Source organism: Bradyrhizobium sp. Pha-3 (assembly GCF_042258325.1).
Taxonomy (GTDB): domain Bacteria; phylum Pseudomonadota; class Alphaproteobacteria; order Rhizobiales; family Xanthobacteraceae; genus Bradyrhizobium; species Bradyrhizobium elkanii.
In genome coordinates this window covers 8,060,379-8,079,795 of record NZ_CP170151.1, presented here as the reverse complement: position 1 = coordinate 8,079,795, position 19,417 = coordinate 8,060,379, and the positions used below count along the sequence as shown (strand labels likewise).

Genomic DNA, 19,417 nt, shown 5'->3' with positions numbered 1-19,417 from the left:
ATGTTGGTCTGATGGCTTGATCTGGGTCAAATTGTCCGCGTCATGCCGCCTCTCTCGATTCCGAGCTGACATGAATGCAGTCGACAGAGGGCGCAACGGCCGCGAGCTTCCGCAGGTAGCATTCGACGTGGGCAACCAGGGTAGCGGCCCCATCCTCGACGGCGATTCCCACATGAGCTGACAGCTCGCCGAATGATCCTGAGGCGAAAACCAGCGGTTACAAAAGCTGCACGGCTTTTTGATCCAGATCAGCCTGGCCTTCCATTTTTGAATGATGCTGGCAGACCATCGCGTACACGAAGCTCTGGGGAGGTTGCCATGTTGGCTTTGGATGTCATGCGGACGTCTTTCTCGACGATCAAACCCGGCGCGCCATTGCTCGATGCCGTTCGTCTCTTGCTGGAAACTGGCCAGCGCGGCTTGCCTGTGCTCGATGGCTCAGGGGCGCTGATCGGTGTTATCTCTGAAGGAGACTTCCTTCACCGTCGCGAACTCGGCGTGCATTGGCCAGAGGGATTTTGGCTCGAATGGCTGTTGAGCAGAGAGGAGGGACGGCTGGTCCGAGAGCGGACCCGGGCCCTGAGCGTCGACGCTGTGATGAGCCGCAAGCCCGTTTGCGTCGACGAATGCGCGACTGTGGACGAGATCGTGGTCGAAATGGACAAGCATCAGATATCGCAAGTCATGGTGCTCCGGGGTATGCGTGTCGTCGGCATCGTTGGACGTGTGCAGCTGATCACCGCGCTTGAGCGGATACTCGCGCGATCCGAGGGTAACTGACGCGGAAGACCCCGGCAGGCGATTGCGGAGCGTGCGATTGATCCGGACGCGCTTCCGGTTGAGCGTAACAGCGGCGAGAAACTAGGCTCAGGTTGGCGCCTTGCCATCAAAGAAATCCCTGAATTGACCTTGCTCGAGGCGCCCGTGCAGCCGATTGCGAATGCTAGGCAATGCCCATCGAATGCCGACGAGGTTCGCCATGACTGACCGAATGAAGTTGCCGGCCGTCAAGCAATCGGTGAATTTTGAAGCAGATATTGGTAGGTCGAAGCCGACCGATCACCGCTGGCTACTGGATGCGTTGGAGGATGACGAGGTTCGTGAGGCCCTGAAGCACGATGCGGCGCTCACATCCTCCGAGGCGGACGGCAGGCCGGCGCATGACTAATGATCTGCCACCGACTCGTCCGAGCCCGAAGCCGGCTCACCATGTCGACAGGGCTGTGGTACTCCCGGGTGGGCAGCCCAACGGCGCCGAAGAGGACGGCCGTGCGCTTGGCGCTCTGCGCAGCATCCTGCAATCGCCAAGCTATCGGGAGGCGGATCAGGACGAAGAGTTCCTACAGAGCGAAGCCACACGCGGCATTCGCCTCCAACTTGATTTCCTTAAGACGGAGACCCTGCTCCGGGAGCATCAGATCGCTCATACGATCGTTGTCTTTGGCAGCACTCGCATTTGCGAGGCGCGGGCGGCGCGCCGGACCGTCGCATCGATAGCCGATGCGCTCGCGTTGAATCCCGACGATGGCGGCTTGCAGCGCCGTCTCAAGACGGCACGGAGCCTTGCGGCGAAGACCAAGTACTACAGAATCGCACGCGAGTTCGGACAGATCGTCGGTGCCGCGAGCGAAAAGGCTATCGGTGGCCGCCTCATGATCATGACCGGCGGCGGGCCGGGCATCATGGAAGCAGCCAACAGGGGCGCGCACGATGTCGGGGGCCCAATCGATCGGACTGAACATCACCCTGTCGAAGGAGCAGGCCCCTAACCCATATGTCACGCCCGAGCTCTGCTTCAGGTTCCACTATTTTGCGATGCGCAAGTTACATCTTTTGATGCGCGCCCGCGCGCTGGCGGCATTCCCGGGCGGCTTTGGCACGATGGACGAGCTGTTCGAAGTGCTGTCGTTGGAGCAAACCCGAAAGATCGCGCCGGTGCCGGTTGTGCTGGTCGGCGAGTCGTACTGGCGTCGCGCGTTTGATCCGGATTTCCTAGTCGACGAGGGCGTCATCGATCCGGAAGATAGGGACCTGTTTTGGTTTGCAGAGGGTACGAGACGGCCGGCCGGCCGCTTCTGCCGATCGGAGACGACGTCTCACGGGGCAAGTCAATCAGTCAAGAGGTCGAATCGTGAAGTTATCCTTTCATGGCGCCGATCGCGCTGTGACCGGGTCCTGTCACCTGGTCGAGTGCCTGAACCGACGCATTCTGATCGATTGCGGTCTTTTTCAGGGAAGCCGCGACCTGGTGGAAGAGAACGTCGCCGCCTTCGGGTTCGATGCTGCAACCATCGACTATGTCCTGCTGACCCATGCCCACCTGGATCACTGCGGCAGGATTCCATTGCTCGCGAAGCGAGGATTCAGGGGTGAAGTGATCACGACCGCGGCCAGTCGCGAGCTGGCCCGTCTCGTGCTGGTCGACGCCGCGCATCTGCAGGAAGAAGACGCGCAGCGGAGAGCCCGCCAATGGCGCAGGCGGGGCAAAGAAGAAGCGCCGTCGCCGCTCTACACCGTTGTGGATGCGCTCGATTGCTTCGATCGATTTGGAAGGACAGCTGAATATGGACAACCGCTGCAGCTCGCAGAGGGACTTCGTGCGACGTTCTTCGATGCCGGCCATATCCTGGGCTCTGCGAGCATTCTGATCGAGGCTGCCGAGCACGGCCGCACGCGTTCGGTCCTGTTCTCGGGCGATCTCGGCAACGCCGGTCGTCCGCTGCTGCGGCTGCCGAGCCCTCCCGCTCGCGCCGACATTGTCGTCATGGAATCGACGTATGGAGACAGGTGCCATCGCTCGTTGAAAGACTCGATCGAGGAGCTTTACGGCGCGATCAGCGGCACGCTGGCGCGCGGCGGCAACGTCATCATTCCGACCTTCGCGCTCGAGCGTGCCCAGGAAATCCTCTATGTCCTGCATCAGGGGATAGAGCGGAGCAGGCTGCCGCCGGCCATGCAAATCTTCCTGGACTCGCCGATGGCGATCTCGGCGACCGAGATATTCAGGCGGCATTTCGAATGTCTCAGCCCCGAGGCTGCCTGCATGTTTCGCGAAGGGCGGGATCCACTGCAGCCGGCAAACCTGCATCTGGTCCGCGAGAGCGCCGATTCGGTCGCCATCAACAGGATAATCGGTGGCGCTGTCATCGTGGCCGGATCCGGGATGTGTACGGGTAGCAGAATTCGCCATCATCTCCGACACAATATCTGGCGCAAGGAATCGGCTATCGTGTTCGTTGGATACGCTGCCTCGGGAACGATTGCGCGGCAGATCATTGATGGAGCCACGTCCGTGCGGCTGTTCGGCGAAGACATTGCGGTTCGCAGCGCGATTTACACGATCAACGGATTTTCAGCTCACGCGGACCAGCAGGAGCTGCTTGCGTGGCGGCGCGCGATCGAGGGGTGCGAGGCAACGTTCCTGGTTCATGGCGAAGAGCCTGCGATGCAGGCGCTCGCTGCGCACTTGGAGGGACAGCGGGTCGAGCTGCCGCGTCTGGGCGACGTCTTTGATCTGTAGACGGCGAACCGGACATACGGCCAAACGAGCGTGCTGAGCTACTTGTCGCTTCAGCTCGCAGCCTTCATGTCCTCGGGAGATTCGACGTAGAAGCCGGTATAGGTATCCACGAAGCAGAGGTGGTCGTGCACCTTCTTGACGCCGGCAGTGTTCTCCGCGGCCACGATGGTCGCTTCGCGCGCATGGTCGCTGGTGACGATGCCATGCATATGGACAACGCCGCTGCGGACAGTGACCTCGAACCCGATGGGGCGCCAGCTCACGGCGTCGATCTGCCGGAGGATACGATTGCGGATATGATCGTCGTCTGCGGTCGGATCTGGGATCTCGTGCTCCAGACTGGCCACGGCCTGGAGCAAGTTCGACCGGGTCACGATGCCGACAAGGTCCTTGCCGCGCATCACGGGGAGGCGCTTGACATCGCTTTTCTCCATCAAATGCACCAGCTCATCGAGCGGCGTTTGTTCTTCGACTGTGACTGGATCCAGTGTCATCACGTCTTCGATCTTGCGACCGCGCTCGTGGACGAAGTCATCGGCTGCGCGGCCAAGTCCGAATAGGAACTGGAGGATGGCCGAACGCTTGCGCCCGGTCCCGATCTCGCCGCGGCGCAAGAAGTCGCTTTCCGAGACGATTCCCGTCAATTTGCCGTCGTCGACGACTGGCAGGCCGCTGATGTGGTTTCGAAGCATAATGTTGGCGGCATCCTCAATTGAGGTCCGAGGCGTAACGGTGATGACATTGTTGGTCATGATCTGGTGGGCGCCCATCAATGCCTCCGATGAGCCTGTCGATTACAAAGTAGTAGCTTTCGCGCGACATTCCTTTGACGAGGCTCAACCGCCTGCAATGGCGCGAACTAGATCTGGATCTGCGTGTCAGGAAGATCTGGATTGTTGTGACTGCTCCAGCCTATCGCGGGTGAGTCCGTCGTAGCGCCTGTAGCGCCAATGCTCTCAATCGCTTCGTCGCGATGCTTTCCGATCGGTGGATGGCGATCAGAAGCGACCCGAACAAGAAGATCATCATAATAGCCTTTGCTGTTTCACTGGCCATTGCAGAAACTCCGAATGCGCGGTGACTTGAAATTGAGCGCATCGCAGTGAGATAGCGTTGTTCTCGATCAACAAAGCGGCGAGCAATTTGGCGAGTTGCTCACGCCATCAACGATCACGAAGCGCCGGAAATGTTCCTCGCTTAGTCGCTTTCAGTGAGCCTGCTTCTCCAGCTCCTGATCGTCCGGAGATTTCAGGTAGAAGCCCGAGAAGCTATCGCCCCAGCAGAGGTGATCATGCACTTCGCGGACGCCGGGAACGTTCTCGGCCGCGACGATGGCGGCTTTGCGAAATCTGCTTTCGGTAATCACGCCGCTCAAGTGGACGATGCCGTCCCGGACGACGACGCTGAGTCCAAGCGGGCACCAGGCGTTCCGTTCTATCTCGTCCAGAATGCGCCGCCGGATCTGGTCGTCGTTCTCGGTCGGCGCAGGTACGTCGCGTGCAAGGATTGCCACCGTTCGCAGCAAGTTGCTGCGGGTGATGATGCCGACAAGCTTGCCACCGCGAACCACCGGCAGCCGCTTGACGTTGTTTTTCTCCATCAGTTCGACGACCGTCGCCAACGGTGCATCCTCGGCCACGGTGACCAGCGCGCGTGTCATGGTCTCCGATACCTTTCGTCCATGCTCGAATACGTAGTCCTCGGCCCACTTTCCCGGTCCGAGAATGAAGGTCATCAGCCAGTTGCGCTTCCTTTCGGTGCCGATCTCGCTGCGATGAAGAAAATCGCCTTCGGTGATGATGCCTACGAGCGCGCCGTCGTCATCGACCACCGGAAGCCCGCTGACATGGTACCGAAGCATGATGTTTGCCGCGTCGAGGATGGTGCAGTCCGGCGTTGTCGAGAGCACCTTGCGGGCCATGATCTGGTGCGCGTACATCCGAATGTCTCCCATCGTTCTGGAACGTGGTGCCTGACTCCAGATGCGGTGGGACGCGTTGATCTGACGCAAGCGGTAAATTGGGTGCGGTTTGATCTGGCGCAAATATCACACGCGATCGCTGCGTTACAAAGTGCGTGTCCTTGCAGGCCGAACACGCAGAGAGGCCAGATCGTGTTGCCGGGCTGCGTTGGATGAAGGGCGGCATTCGCCGTTACACCCCCGTCGGCGGAGCCGCCCTCCTCTGGACCGTTCCAATAGCGAAGACCGAGGGTCGCATGCAAAAGGACTATGCCGACGTCTGCAAGCATATCTCCAACAATCTGGGCCAGCTGCGCAAGGGCATTCCTGAAACCATGCGAGCGTTCTCGGCCATGGCGCAGGCGGCAACCGGAAATGGCGCGCTTGATGCACGAACAAAGGAATTGATCGCGCTCGCGCTGGGCGTTGCCGCCCACTGCGACGGCTGCATCGGCTTCCACGCCGAGGCCCTGGTCAAGCTTGGGGTCGGCCGCAAGGAGCTCGAGGAGACGCTCGGATTGGCGATCTACATGGGCGGTGGACCGTCCCTGATGTACGCCGCTGACGCGCTCGGGGCTTACGACCTGTTTCAGGAGCGCGCGGTGGTTGCCGAACCGGCAATGGATTGATCCGATTGACGCCACGCGCCGCGAGGCGTTGGCGAACTGCTGGAAGGGACCGGAGCTGTCCTACTTCGATAGCCGGGAGATTGGTGCGATGTGCTCTGGAGATGGCAAGCGGCGGCTGCCGCAGCAACACGGGAATGGAGCCGTCACCGTTGCGCAGCCACGTCAAGCGGCGAAGAATGCCGATGAGGTGGCGCAGAAGAAGACGCGTGCCTGAAAGCATCAGGACGACGCTTCATATTGGGCGTCCCGCGCCGAGCGGACGAAGCGCCAGGCCGCGCGACATCAGGACCAAGCGACCCGCGACCACTTCATGAAGATCGCGGCCGGATATGAGGCCCTTGCGCGCTCGGCTCGCAGCATCGGACGGGATCCAGATTAGGCAGGCGACGGACGAAGAGCTCAGGCGGATCGAGGCAAGCTTGACCTAGCTCAACGTTGGCAGCGCTGCCATGCGCAACAATAGATGATCATTTCGGCCCGGTGGAGCAGACACATGTATTTGGCCAATGTCATGGTTTACGTTAACCCTCAGCAGCAGGACGAGGGACAGGTTCGCGTCGCTGAAGGCATTGCGGACAAGTTTCATGCATCGTTGATCGGCGTTTCAGCCTCCGCCATTGATCCGCCCTTTGTCGCCGAGGGGGTGATCATCGAGCAGACCACCGAAGATGATATCAAGCGGATGCGGGCTGATCTCGCGGCCAAGGGCGAGTGGTTCAGGAAGATCACCGGGCGGGAGCGTCACAAGGTGGAATGGCGGTGGGCGCTGGAATCCCCGACCGCGTTCCTTGCTGAGCAGGCCAGAGCGGCAGATCTGGTTGTCTTCAAGCGCCGGAAAGTCCAGTCCGACAACTTCCACTACCTCGATTCGGCCGAAGCCATCCTGCGGATGGGGCGTCCCACGCTATCGGTGCCGGAAGGTGTGACCGGCTTGTCGGCCGACCACATTGTGGTCGGCTGGAAGGATACCCGCGAGGCCCGTCTGGCGATCCGGGACGCATTGCCCTTCCTGAGCCGAGCTATCAAGGTGACTGTCGCCGAAATCTGCACGTCCGACGAGCAGGACGCAGCGACCCGCCGTTTGCGCGATGTGGCGAGCTATCTCGAACGGCACAGCGTCAATTGCCAGTTCGACGTTCGCGTTCACACGGCCGAGCCGGATGCAGAGTATCTTGTCAGATTGGCAAGGAACGAAGGCGCCGACCTCATCGTCACCGGAGGATATGGACATAGCCGGCTCGGTGAATGGATGTTCGGTGGCATGACGCGCGGCTTGCTGCAGCACGCACCAATCTGCCTGCTGATGTCGCATTAGACCAGCCGTCCCAGGACGCGGTGACTGTGGCCTCCGAGAATGTCGGTCTTGCGGGCGCCATTGCCGTTTGGTGCGGTTGCCGACCGGCGCGCCAACGCAACCCGGCCGTCTGAGGTCCGACAAGTCGAAAATAGCGGTGAGATGCCCATGGCGCTGATTGGTGATCTGCACCGCGTCAATTGATCACGATCAAGGGCTGTGAGCCGGGGTGCGTTCAAAATGGAGCTGCACCAAAGGAGGCAGATTGCCATGACACGCAACGTCGGACTCATTGATCAGTACGCCCGGATCATCGTCGGCTTGGCCCTGATCGCATATACCCTGAAGGACGGCTCGCTTGGATCGGGTTGGCTGGTCGCCGGGACCCTCGGATTTGTTCTGATTGCGACTGCATTCTTCTCGTACTGTCCGCTCTACACGTTGCTGGGAGTCAACACTCGGCAGAAGTCCAGCTCGGTCTAGAGATCTGGTAACGGTAATGAATGAAAGCCTTACTCTTGCCGAGCTGCGAACGCGGCTCGATCGTCTCGGCAACGGCGCTGTTTTGAGAATCTCCGATCGCGATTATGAGCGGTTATTTGGGATCAACGAAGTCGCTGCCGCCAAGGCCGCACAATTTGCCAGGAAGCATCATTGTGTGAGCGTTCCGGGAGAGGGTTCGGTGTACTTCCGAAAATCGAACTCCGGCGCGTATGGTTCAGTCGAGTTGGTGCAAGACGTGCCCCCGATGTCCCGCTGAGCCCGAAATCCGTTCAACGAACCTTCAGTCGAGAGTGATGATAGTCAGAAGCAGCTGGAAGATCTGCCAGCCGGCGGCGACCAGCAGTGCTCCAACGATCAGCAGACGGCCGTACCATGAGACGGTCGGGCCGTTTCGACGCTGGCGGCGTCGGACCAGCTGGTTGAATGTTGGCGCCGGTGTAGAGGTTGTAGCGGCCCGAGCATTGCTATCGCTCGTGTCGTCAAGTCTCTGTGCGTTCCGTTGCCGTGATCGATCCATTTGTGGCCAAAGCCATTTATCGTACCAGTGCAAGGATCGCATTCGGGGGGAGAATGGCCTTGATGCGGATCAACTCTGATCCGCGCTCCCGCTAATGGGTAGTGTCTGTAGGTCATCCATTCAGTGCGGTATCGCTGGCAGGATATTGTCGTCCCAGCGCAGCGCGATTTGATTCATGTGTGGCGGCTGGAAGCGCAAGGCGCTTTCCCATCTCCGCCATGACGAGGTAGCCAAGCGTTATCAGCGTGATCGCGCCCAGCAGCACGGGCGGCAGGCTCGCGAAACCGAACAAGGAACCGGCCGGTCCCAGCGCGAGGAAAATGCCTGAAGCAAGCGCGCCGAGCGAACCCAATGCCAGAATGCGATGCGGGCGGCTGGCGCGCCATAGCGACCGCCGCGAGCGGATCAGAAAGATCACGAGGATCTGGGTAGCGATCGATTCCAGGAACCAGCCGGTTTGGAACGCGGCCGCATCGGTATGGAAAACTTTCAGGAGAATGGTGAAAGTCGCGACGTCGAATAGCGATGAAATCGAGCCCATGACGAACGTGAACCGCAGGATATCCGCCATATTCCATGATTGGGGTCTCTCGGCATCCTCCTCGTCGATTTCATCGAACGGAATGCCGATCTCGGAGAGATCGTAGAGCAAATTGTTCAGGAGGATCTGCAGCGGCAACAGCGGCAGGAACGGCAGGGCAATGGATGCCAGCGCCATCGATAGCATGTTGCCGAAATTCGAGCTGGTGCCCATGCGGACATATTTCAGGATGTTTGCGAACGTTCGCCGCCCCTCGATCACGCCAGGGCCCAGCACCGAGAGGTCCGGGGCCAGCAGGATCATGTCCGCGGCGGCGCGTGCCACCTCGGTCGCGCCGGCGACGGAAATTCCGACATGGGCGGCGTGAATCGCCGGAGCGTCGTTCACGCCGTCGCCCATGAAGCCGACGACGTGACCGCGTTGACGCAAGGCCCGGATGATCCGCCTCTTCTGCTCGGGATCGATCCTGGCGAACAGGTCGACATCCTCGATCTGCGCGGCGAGCGCCTGATCGCTCAGATTGGCGATCTCGCCGCCGGTCAGGATACGACCGGAGGGAAGACCGACGGCATCCGCGACATGCGCGACCACTGCAGCGTGGTCTCCGGAGAGCACCTTGATGCCGACGCCACGTGCCCTCAGGTCTCGGACCGAGTCGGCCGCATCGCGCTTGGGAGGGTCCGCGAACGCGCAGAAACCGACCACCGTCAGGACAGCTTCGTCCGCGGTCGTAACATTGGCCCGATCCGGCGCCATGGTTCGGATGGCGACGCCGAGCAGCCGAAAGCCCTGCCGGGCATGGTCATCCTGCAGGCGAACGAGCGCGGCACGGTGGCTGTCATCCAGCGGCCGGGCCAAGCCATCGACCTCGACTGCAACCGCGCGGTCCATGATCGCTTCCGGCGCGCCCTTGACGATCAGGAACCGGTCGTTGTCCCGCGTCGCAAGGACCGAGAGGCAGCGCCGCTCGAAGTCAAACGGAATCTCGGCGAGCCGGGTCCAGGCGCTGCTGCCCGGCGGGCTGTCTGCGGCAAGCAGCGCCTCATCCAGCGGGCTATGAATGCCGGTCTGGAAGGCGCTGTTCAATCGAGCCAGCTCGAGCACCCGATCGCTGGGGCGTCCCGCAGGATCGAAATGTGCTGCGAGTGTGATCCTGGCTTCTGTCAGCGTGCCGGTCTTGTCGACGCATAACGTGTCCATCGCACCGAGATCGTGGATAGCAGACAGCCTCTTGACGATCACCTGCCGCTTCGCCATCCGCTGCGCTCCGCGCGCCAATGTCACCGTCATCACCATCGGCAAGAGCTCGGGCGTGAGACCGACGGCGAGCGCGACGGCAAACAGGAATGATTCCATTGCCGGCCGATGTGCCACGAGGTGGGCGAGCAACACGAACAGCGTCAAAAAAAGCGTCAGCTTGAGGATGAGCAAGCCAAGCTTCTGTACACCTTGCTCAAGGGCGCTTGGGGGATCGTTCGCCAGTAGCTCGGCGCTGATCATGCCGAAGCGCGTACGGCGGCCAGTCTCGACGACGAGCATGACCCCGTTGCCGCCAACGACGCTAGTGCCGGCGAACAGCGCATTGCTCGCTTCCGCAGGCTGACTGGTCACGCATGGCTCCGTCGTCTTCGCGGCAGGAAACGGCTCGCCGGTCATCAGGGCCTCGTTCAGCTGGAAATTGCGGGCCATGAGCGCGACCCCGTCGGCCGGCACGAGGTCGCCGGTCCGCAGCTCCACGACGTCTCCGGGCACGAGTTCGCTCACCGGCAACGCGACGATTGCGCCATCGCGAATGACATCGGCCTGGATGGCAACCGAGCGTCGCAACGCATCGGCGGCGACCTCCGCGCGGTGCTCCTGCACGATATCCAGCGTCAGTGACAGGCCCACCACGAGCGTGATGATCACAAAGCTCGCGAGGTCGCCGCTGAAGCCCGACACGGCCGCCGCCACGATCAGGATGGCAATCAACGGGTTGACCAGACGATGTACGATCTTCTGCAGGATCGATCGCGTGCCCGATGGCTCTGCGAGGTTTGGGCCGATCCGGGCGAGCCGCTTTTCGGCCTCCTGTTGGCGCAGACCGCACCGCTGGGTGTCGAGCCTGCACAACAGCGCATCGGCCGGCTCCCGCCAGAACGCTTCAACGGCAGGCCCATACGCGGGCGGCTTGAGCGGCATGAGAATCTCGCGCTGCTGGAAAGAATTGGCAGCAAATCATATTGCAGCCTCGTAGGTGCGAGGTTGATGCGGCTCAAGCGACTCGGGGCGGTGTGCGACCCGTCTCCCTGGTGAGGTAAGTCTCGGGCAACGCGAGGAAATTCTCGCTCCAAGGCAGGCGGGGCCGGGTCGAGCCACAGCCGCTGCTTGCTGGCCAGCGTGTGCGCGGCTAGGATTACTCTTTCAAAGCACGCGAATGGGTAGAAAACGCTGTCCCATGGAGCGATTTATTCACGACGAGAACCTGGCCTTGTTCAGGAAAAAGCTTGCAGATCCACAGCTGACGGACGAGGAACGCAAGGTCGTGCTCAAGCTGTTGGCCGATGAAGAAGCGAGACAGATTGCCTCTCAAGGCACGGCAGACGATCGCAAGCCGGATTGATGCAGATCAAGTCCGATGCCCGGGCAATCTGCTTTGCTTGGATTGCGCAGATCCCCTAACTGCGTAGAGCAGCCCCACTGAAGCTGCCGGCTGGCCTAAGCTGGCGGCTTCTTTGGGCGGGCCGCGATCGGAGACCCGCAGGATGGTGTTCCGGTCCGTGATCGGATCGGACTTGAGTTTCTGAACGCCGCCGCTGCGATCACGCACAGGAAGCAGGATTCGAACCGAGGAGCCGGCTGGCAACGTCGATCGTCACGTTGTGGTCATCGACGGGTCGGGCAAGGAAATTCACCGGGAGGCGATCTATCTCGCCTAGGGACTCGCGCATAGTCTATCGATGCAAGGCAGGCGCCATTGGCGCGATCATCGGCGCCTTTGCATGCTTACAAGGGTTGATCGTCTTCGGTCGAAGGTTCTTGCTCTAACGAGACAAAGTCGCCGCCGCCATAGTCCTCTTCCGCCGGCGGGTAGGCCATTTTCACCAGTTGGTCTTCGACCCGCTTCACGCCCGAGACGTTTTCCGCAGCAACGATCGCTGCTTTGTGCGCATTATCGCTCCGGATGCTGCCGCGTAGGCTGACGATCCCGTCATTTACGCTGACGTTCAGTGCAGCGGGTCGCCAAGGCGCATGCGCAAATGCCGCAATGACCGACGCACGGATCTGATCGTCATTGCCGGAAATGGAAGACCATTCGAGGCGAAGCCTTGCGATTGCCGTCATGAAATCCGTGCGCGTGACCATCCCGACCAGCTTCTTATCGCGCATGACCGGGAATCGCGTGACGCCGTGCGATTCCATGAGCTGGACGACCTGCTCGAGCGATGTGTCCTCCTCGACGGTGATTGGGTCGGGCGACATGATCTGACTGACCTTGCGGCCATGTTGGCGCGCGAAGTCGAGTGCAACCTGGTTCGTGCCCGCGAGCATCGCAAGCCAGCGGCCGCGGCGCTTCTCCGTTCCAACTTCCACGCGCCGGATGAAATCTCCGTCCGACAGGATTCCGATGAGCGCTCCGTCTTGATCGATGACAGGAAGGCCACTGATGTGATGGGACAGCATGGTCTTGATGGCATCGATCACCGATGCATCGCCATCGATTGTGATGACGTTCCGTGACATGATCTCCCGTACGCGCACAGCGTAGATCCTCCGACTCGAACTGATCCAGCTAACTCTCGGAAGGAACAACGTGTGTTGATCCTTATCAATCGGACGGTCGTGCAACTGCGCTGATATGTTAAACAGTGCGGCAGGCAATGGGCAAGCCGACAGCTGGTAATGGTCTCATGCTTTCTGACTGTTCGACCGGTCGCTTGAACGGAAAGAATCTTCACCGGAACCCCGCGCTCCTGACCGTTCATCCCGGGAAGGACGACAGCGTGCCTTTGGACCGCGATCTCCGGCTGGATCTATGCCGAGGTCTTGCGCTCTGGTGCGTCTTCCTCGATCACATCCCCAACAATGTCTTCAGCTGGTTGACCTTGCGCCATTATGGCTTCAGCGATGCGACCGAAGTCTTCATGTTCGTGTCCGGCGTGACATGTGCGCTGAGCTACAGCAGCGTCCGCCGTCGCGATGGGTGGGCTACAGCCTTCGCACATACGCTGCTGCGAAGCTGGGAGATCTATGCGGCCTTTCTCATCCTGACCATCGCGCTTGCCATCGTTGCGTACAGCTCAGGCAGTAACCGGCTGGCGGACGAAGCCAACGTGAAGATCCTGCTGCAAGAGCCGGGTGCTGCGCTGGCCCATGCCGCCATCCTGATGTATCGCCCCGTAAATACGGATGTCCTGCCGACCTTCGTGCTGTTTCATCTATCGTTTGCGCCTGCCCTCTGGGGAATATTGAAGTTTCCTGGTGCGTCCCTGCTGATCTCCGCGTTCCTCTATGCGCTGGTCCAATTGTACGGCTGGAACTTGCCGCAGTGGCCGGTCAATCTGTGGTACTTCAATCCGTTTGCCTGGCAGCTTCTGGTCGTTCTCGGGGCGTGGTGGGCGATCCGGGGCTATCGAATGTTTGGGCGGAAAATCGCATCGTGGCCCGTCGTCGCACCTGCGATAGCGTACCTCGGCTTTGGTCTTGTGATCACATTGAGCTGGCAGATCGAGCCATTGGCGGCCGCGGTCCCCAGCTATATTGCGCGGTTGATCTATCCGATCGACAAGCCGGATCTGGACCCGCTGCGGCTCCTGCATTTTCTGGCAATTGCCGTCGTCGTGGCGAGGTTCGTGCCGCCGAATTGGCGAGGACTTGCCAGGGGCGGCCTGAGGGGCGCAATTCGTTGCGGCGAGCGTTCGCTCGAAACCTATTGTGCAGCCGTCGTGCTCTCCCTGTTGGCGAGTTTGTATCTCATCGAAGTGTCCGACAGCATTGCGGCGCAGTTTCTGACGAGCGCCGCAGGGATCGCGGCGCTCGTCCTGTTTGCGACATGCCTGGCCTGGATCGGCAAACGAAGCCGCCAACATCCGAAACTGCTGTAGACGGCGGACCGGGTTCCGCCGGTCGAATCTAGACCGCTCGGCTATGCCGGGTCGTGGCGCGACCAAGGTGAGCGTCGAACGCCGAGGCGACGCTTCGGACCAGGAACTCCGCATCATCGTTGATCAGGAGCCGGTCACCTCTCATCGTCACCGCGCCGTCCGCGATCAGCCTGTCGAGCCGGGAACGATCGACGACGGCCGAACCAGGATCCCAGCGGTGCCGGCGGCACATTCCCGGCAGGTCGACGGCCATGTCGCACATGATGCGCTCGATGATGTCGGCTCGGAAGCGGTCCTCCGCCGTCAGCATGTAGCCCCTGACGGTGGCAAGCCGGTCCTCGGCAATGCGCGCAAGGTAGTCGCGTGTCGCGACGGCATTCTGCACGAAGCCCTGCGGCACGCGGCCAATTGCGCTGGCGCCGAGACCAATCAGGGTCTCGGCAGAATCGTCCGTGTAGCCCTGGAAGTTACGCCGCAGCCGGCCCTCGCGCTTTGCCATGGCCAGATTGTCGCCGGGGAGCGCGAAATGGTCGAGGCCGATGCGCAGGTATCCGGCATGGGTCAGCGCTTGCGCGACTGCCTCGGACTGACGATGCCGCTCGAGGCTATCCGGCAGCGACGCCTCGTCGATCATGCGCTGGTGCTTCTTGAAGGAGGGAATATGGGCGTATCCGAACACGGAAAACCGGTCGGGCCGCAGCGCGATGCATCTGTCGACAGTATCCAGGCAGGAAGCGACAGTCTGAGCGGGCAGGCCGTAGAGCAGGTCGAAGTTGATGCGGCCGACGCCGGCACGGCGCAGCCGCTCGACCGCTTCCGCGGTCTGCTCAAGGCTCTGCGACCGATTGATGGCGTGCTGGACGACAGGATCGAAGCTCTGGATGCCAAGGCTCGCGCGGTTGACGCCGCTGTAGCCCATTGCTTCCGCCATCGGCTCGGTCAGGGTGCGTGGATCGATCTCGACGGCGATCTCGGCGTCGGGCTGCACGAAGAACGAGTAGCGTAGCGCGCTGAAGAGGTCGGCAAAGGTTTCGGGCGTCATGATCGTCGGAGTGCCGCCGCCGAAATGGATGTGGGAGACGGGCAATCGCCCACCGACCGCTTCGGCAACGAGATGCGCTTCGGTGCGAAGGCCGGCGGCGTAAATGGCGACCGGTTCGTCGCGCCTGGTGATGGAGGTGTGGCACCCGCAGTACCAGCACATCGACCGGCAAAACGGAACATGCAGGTAGATCGAGGCCGGCCGCCGCGTTGGAATCGACCTGAGCCATGTCCGGTAATCAGCCTCGCCGACCGCCGCGGAAAAATGCGGAGCCGTGGGGTAGCTGGTGTAGCGCGGCAGTTTGTCCTGCCCATAGGTGATCGCCAGGTTCGACCGCATCCTATTCCTTGCCTCTCGCTTGCGGCCAATTATCGGAGCCTGGCTCGCCCTTCGCTTACGCCGCCATGATGCGGTTCGACACCGCGCGGTTGCGCAGTTCCACCCGACGCGAGGTCGGAAGGGAGATCACGCCGTTCTGCTCGAGCTGGGTAAAGGTGCGTGACACCGTTTCGATCGTCAGACCGAGATAGTCGGCGATATCCTGCCGCGACATCGGAAGCTCGATCGCCGCATTCTTGACGGCGCGGCGCGCCATGTCGTGGAGGAAGCCGACGACACGATCTTCGGCGCTGCAGATCAGCAGCATCAGATGCTCCTGGAAGCGACGCAGTTCCTGGGCCGTCGCATCCCAGAGTTGGCGTGCCAGATCCTTTTCGTGTGTCGCACGGACCATGAGCGCGGCGCGCTTGACCACGATGACCCGCGTCTCGGAGACGGCCTCGGCCGAGGAGATATGGGTTTCGCCGGCCTCGAAGCCGAAAATATCCCCGGGCAGATAGAATGCGCCGATCTGGCGACGTCCGTCTTCCAGAATCTTGTAGGTTCGGACCGCGCCGGAAACGACCTGATAGAGGTATTCCGCGGCCTCGTCCTCGCCGTAAATTTCGCTGTTGCGGGCGAACCGCATCGGTGTCCCAATCATGCCGAAGGGCCCTTCAACGCGCGCCTGCCGGCTGAGGATGCTGGTCGGGTGACGGCTGTTCTCGAGGGAAATGGCGTTCTGGGTCTGCATGGCGACGCTCCATGGATGGGAAGATCGATGGAGCCAGATTGATCGCATCTTCTGGATCGGGAAATTTGGATATTTCCCCTAAGTAGAAGCCACTTACGTATCTATACGTAGGTGTCGGACAACGAGCATCCCGCCGCGCCAGGGGTCGCTCGGCGCGTTGGTCGAGAGGCGAGGCTAGCTCCCGTTCTTGTCGGGATAGGCAGCGCGTGTGCTGGCTCCATTCCCGTCCTGTTCCCGAAGCCAGCGCGTCGTGCCGCGATCGGTCACGGCGAGCACGAGCGCAAAGATCGCGAAGATGAGACAGACGGCTGTGACGACAAGCAGTGTACTGATTGCCATGTTGGACCCCTCGATCTGATCTAGCCGGCCGCCTTGATGTCTTCCGGCGATTCGACGTAGTAGCCCGAATAGCCGTCGACGAAGCAGAGATGATCGCGGACTTCCCTGACGCCCGAGGTGTTTTCAGCGAGGACGATCGCGGCCTGGCGAGCTCGTTCATCGAAGATCAGGCCGTGCAGATGCACGGCGCCGTTGCGTACCCAGACCTGGAAGCCGGCCGGCCGCCAGCCGGTGGCGTTGATTTCGCGCAGAATCCGTTCACGGATATGGCTGTCGTCGGCGGTCGGATCGGGAACTTCGCGCGCCAGCGATGCGACGGCCTGCAGGATGTCCGCCCGGGTGACGATTCCGACCATGGTCTTGCCCTTCACAACCGGCACCCGCTTCACGCCGTGCTTGTGCATCAGATGCACGATCTCGTCGAGCGGCGCTTGCTCATCGACGGTGATCGGGGTCGTGGTCATGACGTCCTCAACCTTGCGGCCGCGTTCGTGCACGAAATCGGTCGCAGCGCGACCCACGCCGGTGAACAGTTCCAGCCATGCCGAGCGCTTGTGTCCTGTGCCGATCTCGGCGCGCTCCAGGAAATCTCCCTCGGACACCATGCCCCTGAGCGTGCCGTCTTCGTCCATCACCGGCAGACCACTGAGGTGACATCGCAGCATGATATTGGCCGCATCCAGGATCTTTGTGTGCGGACTGACGGCGATGATATGCTTGGTCATTATCTGATGTGCACGCATGTCGGACCTCCGTGTTGAAGCTTGAACAATGAGGCTTTGTGCGTTCCGCGCATTGACCTGGCTCAACGGTCCGCTTGGCCCCGCTCGAGAGATTTCAAGAACAGAATGAAGTCGCCCACCTGATCCCGCTCGAAGCTGAACTGGGGCATGGTCGGATGGCCGGTGACGATCCCTTCCGCCAGCGATTCCTGCAGCATCTCGACCGGATAGCGTTCGTGCAATGTCCGGAACGGAGGTGCTATCCTCAGCGGGCTCGGGCTCACCCGATCGATTGCATGGCAGCGGGCGCAGTAGAGCTGCGCAAGGCGACGGCCTTGCTCCTGGTTCGCAGCGGCCGGAGTCAGCGCGGCGCAGATCGCGCTGATGACCACGAAACCACGAGCGATATGGCTCTGAAATGTCCCGGCTGGATGCTTCACAGTTCGACTCGCGCTTAGTGAGACATCAGGACCGGGACGGTCATCGCGCGCAGCATGTCGCGCGTCACGCCGCCGAGCAGGGTTTCCTGCAGGCGGGAGTGGCCGTATCCGCCCATCACCAGAAGGTCAAGGCTCTCATCCGCCGCGATCGACAGCAGGATCGACTGAACCTCGGACTTGGACGCCGGCAACGACGTGATCTTGGCCGGAAGCCCTTCCTTTGCAAGGTAGCGCACCAAGTGGTCGCTGGAGCTTTCTGAGGGGATCGGATCGGCGCCATCGATGGTGATGACGGTGAGAGCATCGGCTGCGCGCAGCAGCGGCATTGCGTCGTGCAGGGCGCGGGCGGCAAGCCGGCTGCCATCCCAGCAAATCCCGATACGCTTCGCCGAGAACGCGCCGTGGAATGTATAGGGCATGAACAGAACAGGACCCCCGGCTTGGAACAAGAGCTCGCGCGGGATCACGTTGTCGTAGCTGTTGTATTCGCCCAGCGGCTGCACCACCACGGTCAGGTCATGCAGTCGCGCGCTCGCGCAGATCATCTCCCGAGCATCGATGGGGAGCGCACCCACGGCGCGGGTCGCGTAGGATATCCCCGCATTACGTGCCTCGATATCGAAGACGCGCAGCGCAACCTCGGCGCGTTCGAGGGCCTGCTCATGTTCAGCCTCGAACAGTGAGGCGACCGCCGCGCCGCCTTCAACGACGAACGGTACGCTGGCGGTCTCGTAGCCGATCGCCATTGCGTCGAGGTGCGCGCCGGTGCCGAGCGCGAGCGAAACCGATCCGTCGACCGCGGGACGTGGCGACAGCTCCGTCGGGATGTGGACCAGGATGTTCTTGAACATGGCCGTTCTCCAAAGAGGTGGAAGAGCAAGTGCCACCAAAGCACGGATCGAGGCGGGCCAATTTGATCTGCCTCATGCGCGGTCGGGGATTCAGATTGAGCGAGATCAATTCATCGAGCGTGTAATTCGCGCAAATGTTGTGCCCAGCTTGGAGGAGCCGGCATGGCGCGCGTCGCATTGGTTACGGGTGGAAGCAGGGGAATTGGCGCCGCGATTTCGCGTGCCCTCGCTGCCGCCGGATGCCGGGTTGCGGCCTGCTATGCTGGAAATGCGGGAGCCGCGTGGTCGTTTCAGGATCAGACGGGAATTCCCGTATTCCAGTGGGATGTCGCGAACTTTCAGGCCTGTGCAGCCGGCGTCCGCGAGGTGGAGGCGGCGCTGGGCCCGATCGACATCCTGGTCAACAACGCCGGTATCGTGCGCGACGCCACACTGCATCGAATGACCAAGCTGCAATGGGACGCGGTCATCCGGACCGATCTCGATTCGCTGTTCAACATGTGCCGCCCCCTCATCGAGGGCATGCGGGCCCGCAGGTTCGGGCGGATCATCAACGTCTCGTCCATCAACGGGCAGAAGGGCCAGATCGGCCAGACGAACTACGCCGCGGCGAAGGCCGCCGAGCTCGGCTTCACCCGTGCATTGGCGCTCGAAAGCGCGCGGTTCGGTATCACGGTCAATGCGATCTGCCCGGGTTACATCAATACTGAGATGCTGGCGGCGGTGCCGGCCGATGTCATGCAGAACTCGATTCTGCCGCAGATCCCGGTCGGGCGGTTGGGGCAGCCGGAGGAGATTGCCCGTGCCGTCGCGTTTCTTGCAGCCGACGAAGCAGGGTTCATCACCGGATCGACGCTGTCGATCAATGGCGGCCAACACATGTGTTGAATAGGAGAGATGAC

General features: G+C 61.4%; 22 protein-coding genes and 1 pseudogene. 13 read left to right on the top strand and 10 right to left on the bottom strand.

The window, feature by feature from the left end:
* Positions 1-318: 318 nt before the first annotated feature.
* The 5 genes and pseudogenes from ACE10X_RS38610 to ACE10X_RS38590 all read left to right on the top strand — a co-directional run bounded on the left by ACE10X_RS38610 (position 319) and on the right by ACE10X_RS38590 (position 3,520).
* Positions 319-780, top strand: a complete 462-nt coding sequence (locus ACE10X_RS38610) for a CBS domain-containing protein (RefSeq protein WP_018268815.1) — start codon at positions 319-321, stop codon at positions 778-780.
* A gap of 199 nt (positions 781-979) precedes the next feature.
* Positions 980-1,168, top strand: coding sequence for a hypothetical protein (locus tag ACE10X_RS38605; RefSeq protein WP_125459450.1), 189 nt, complete (start codon positions 980-982; stop codon positions 1,166-1,168).
* Positions 1,161-1,769, top strand: a complete 609-nt coding sequence (locus ACE10X_RS38600) for a hypothetical protein (RefSeq protein WP_244435920.1) — start codon at positions 1,161-1,163, stop codon at positions 1,767-1,769. The genes ACE10X_RS38605 and ACE10X_RS38600 overlap by 8 nt, the downstream gene beginning before the upstream one ends.
* A pseudogene (locus ACE10X_RS38595) lies at positions 1,711-1,989 on the top strand (LOG family protein); the annotation flags it as partial. The gene ACE10X_RS38600 and the pseudogene ACE10X_RS38595, both read left to right, overlap by 59 nt.
* A 142-nt stretch (positions 1,990-2,131) precedes the next feature.
* Positions 2,132-3,520: an MBL fold metallo-hydrolase RNA specificity domain-containing protein gene (locus tag ACE10X_RS38590; RefSeq protein ID WP_026191821.1), complete on the top strand. Its 1,389-nt coding sequence runs from the start codon at positions 2,132-2,134 to the stop codon at positions 3,518-3,520.
* A gap of 50 nt (positions 3,521-3,570) precedes the next feature.
* On the opposite strand, the gene ACE10X_RS38585 is transcribed toward ACE10X_RS38590, so the two are convergent.
* On the bottom strand, positions 3,571-4,290 hold the full coding sequence (locus ACE10X_RS38585; protein WP_018268812.1) for a CBS domain-containing protein: 720 nt from the start codon (positions 4,288-4,290) through the stop codon (positions 3,571-3,573).
* Between the two features lie 437 nt (positions 4,291-4,727).
* A complete protein-coding gene (locus ACE10X_RS38580) occupies positions 4,728-5,459 on the bottom strand; it encodes a CBS domain-containing protein (RefSeq protein WP_018268811.1) in 732 nt (243 codons plus the stop codon).
* A gap of 278 nt (positions 5,460-5,737) precedes the next feature.
* Between ACE10X_RS38580 and ACE10X_RS38575 the strand changes: the two genes are divergently transcribed.
* The 5 genes from ACE10X_RS38575 (at position 5,738) to ACE10X_RS38555 (ending at position 8,163) form a co-directional block, all read left to right on the top strand.
* Positions 5,738-6,109: a carboxymuconolactone decarboxylase family protein gene (locus ACE10X_RS38575; protein WP_026191820.1), complete on the top strand. Its 372-nt coding sequence runs from the start codon at positions 5,738-5,740 to the stop codon at positions 6,107-6,109.
* A complete protein-coding gene (locus ACE10X_RS38570) occupies positions 6,087-6,323 on the top strand; it encodes a hypothetical protein (RefSeq protein WP_018268809.1) in 237 nt (78 codons plus the stop codon). The genes ACE10X_RS38575 and ACE10X_RS38570 overlap by 23 nt, the downstream gene beginning before the upstream one ends.
* 279 nt (positions 6,324-6,602) lie before the next feature.
* Positions 6,603-7,424, top strand: a complete 822-nt coding sequence (locus tag ACE10X_RS38565) for a universal stress protein (protein WP_018268808.1) — start codon at positions 6,603-6,605, stop codon at positions 7,422-7,424.
* Positions 7,425-7,673: 249 nt separating this feature from the next.
* A complete protein-coding gene (locus ACE10X_RS38560) occupies positions 7,674-7,886 on the top strand; it encodes a DUF2892 domain-containing protein (RefSeq protein ID WP_026191818.1) in 213 nt (70 codons plus the stop codon).
* Between the two features lie 16 nt (positions 7,887-7,902).
* On the top strand, positions 7,903-8,163 hold the full coding sequence (locus ACE10X_RS38555; protein WP_018268806.1) for a hypothetical protein: 261 nt from the start codon (positions 7,903-7,905) through the stop codon (positions 8,161-8,163).
* A 373-nt stretch (positions 8,164-8,536) separates the two neighbouring features.
* Here the strand turns inward: ACE10X_RS38555 and mgtA are convergent, their stop codons facing one another.
* Positions 8,537-11,146 carry a magnesium-translocating P-type ATPase gene (mgtA, locus tag ACE10X_RS38550; RefSeq protein WP_018268805.1) on the bottom strand — a complete coding sequence of 870 codons (2,610 nt, stop codon included), beginning with the start codon at positions 11,144-11,146 and terminating at the stop codon, positions 8,537-8,539.
* A 256-nt stretch (positions 11,147-11,402) separates the two neighbouring features.
* On the opposite strand from mgtA, the gene ACE10X_RS38545 reads away from it, so the two are divergent.
* Entirely contained in the window at positions 11,403-11,567 is a 165-nt protein-coding gene (locus ACE10X_RS38545) for a hypothetical protein (RefSeq protein ID WP_016847819.1), read from the top strand.
* A gap of 383 nt (positions 11,568-11,950) precedes the next feature.
* Here ACE10X_RS38545 and ACE10X_RS38540 read toward each other — a convergent pair whose 3' ends face one another.
* The gene (locus ACE10X_RS38540) at positions 11,951-12,688 is read right to left on the bottom strand and encodes a CBS domain-containing protein (RefSeq protein ID WP_018268804.1); all 738 of its coding nucleotides are present in this window, start codon (positions 12,686-12,688) and stop codon (positions 11,951-11,953) included.
* Positions 12,689-12,825: 137 nt separating this feature from the next.
* Between ACE10X_RS38540 and ACE10X_RS38535 the strand changes: the two genes are divergently transcribed.
* Positions 12,826-14,049, top strand: coding sequence for an OpgC domain-containing protein (locus ACE10X_RS38535; protein ID WP_244435919.1), 1,224 nt, complete (start codon positions 12,826-12,828; stop codon positions 14,047-14,049).
* A 28-nt stretch (positions 14,050-14,077) separates the two neighbouring features.
* Here ACE10X_RS38535 and hemN read toward each other — a convergent pair whose 3' ends face one another.
* From hemN to ACE10X_RS38505, 6 genes are all read right to left on the bottom strand, one after another.
* Positions 14,078-15,430, bottom strand: a complete 1,353-nt coding sequence (gene hemN, locus ACE10X_RS38530; protein ID WP_018268802.1) for an oxygen-independent coproporphyrinogen III oxidase — start codon at positions 15,428-15,430, stop codon at positions 14,078-14,080.
* Positions 15,431-15,485: 55 nt separating this feature from the next.
* On the bottom strand, positions 15,486-16,163 hold the full coding sequence (locus tag ACE10X_RS38525) for a helix-turn-helix domain-containing protein (protein WP_018268801.1): 678 nt from the start codon (positions 16,161-16,163) through the stop codon (positions 15,486-15,488).
* Positions 16,164-16,337: 174 nt separating this feature from the next.
* Entirely contained in the window at positions 16,338-16,502 is a 165-nt protein-coding gene (locus ACE10X_RS38520; protein ID WP_018268800.1) for a hypothetical protein, read from the bottom strand.
* 20 nt (positions 16,503-16,522) lie between these two features.
* Complete coding sequence (locus tag ACE10X_RS38515; protein WP_026191816.1) at positions 16,523-17,245, bottom strand: CBS domain-containing protein; 723 nt, start codon at positions 17,243-17,245, stop codon at positions 16,523-16,525.
* 62 nt (positions 17,246-17,307) lie between these two features.
* A complete protein-coding gene (locus tag ACE10X_RS38510) occupies positions 17,308-17,616 on the bottom strand; it encodes a c-type cytochrome (protein ID WP_018268798.1) in 309 nt (102 codons plus the stop codon).
* 62 nt (positions 17,617-17,678) lie between these two features.
* On the bottom strand, positions 17,679-18,515 hold the full coding sequence (locus ACE10X_RS38505) for a universal stress protein (protein ID WP_018268797.1): 837 nt from the start codon (positions 18,513-18,515) through the stop codon (positions 17,679-17,681).
* A gap of 162 nt (positions 18,516-18,677) precedes the next feature.
* Between ACE10X_RS38505 and phbB the strand changes: the two genes are divergently transcribed.
* Entirely contained in the window at positions 18,678-19,403 is a 726-nt protein-coding gene (gene phbB, locus ACE10X_RS38500) for an acetoacetyl-CoA reductase (RefSeq protein WP_026191814.1), read from the top strand.
* The last annotated feature ends 14 nt before the right edge of the window (positions 19,404-19,417 follow it).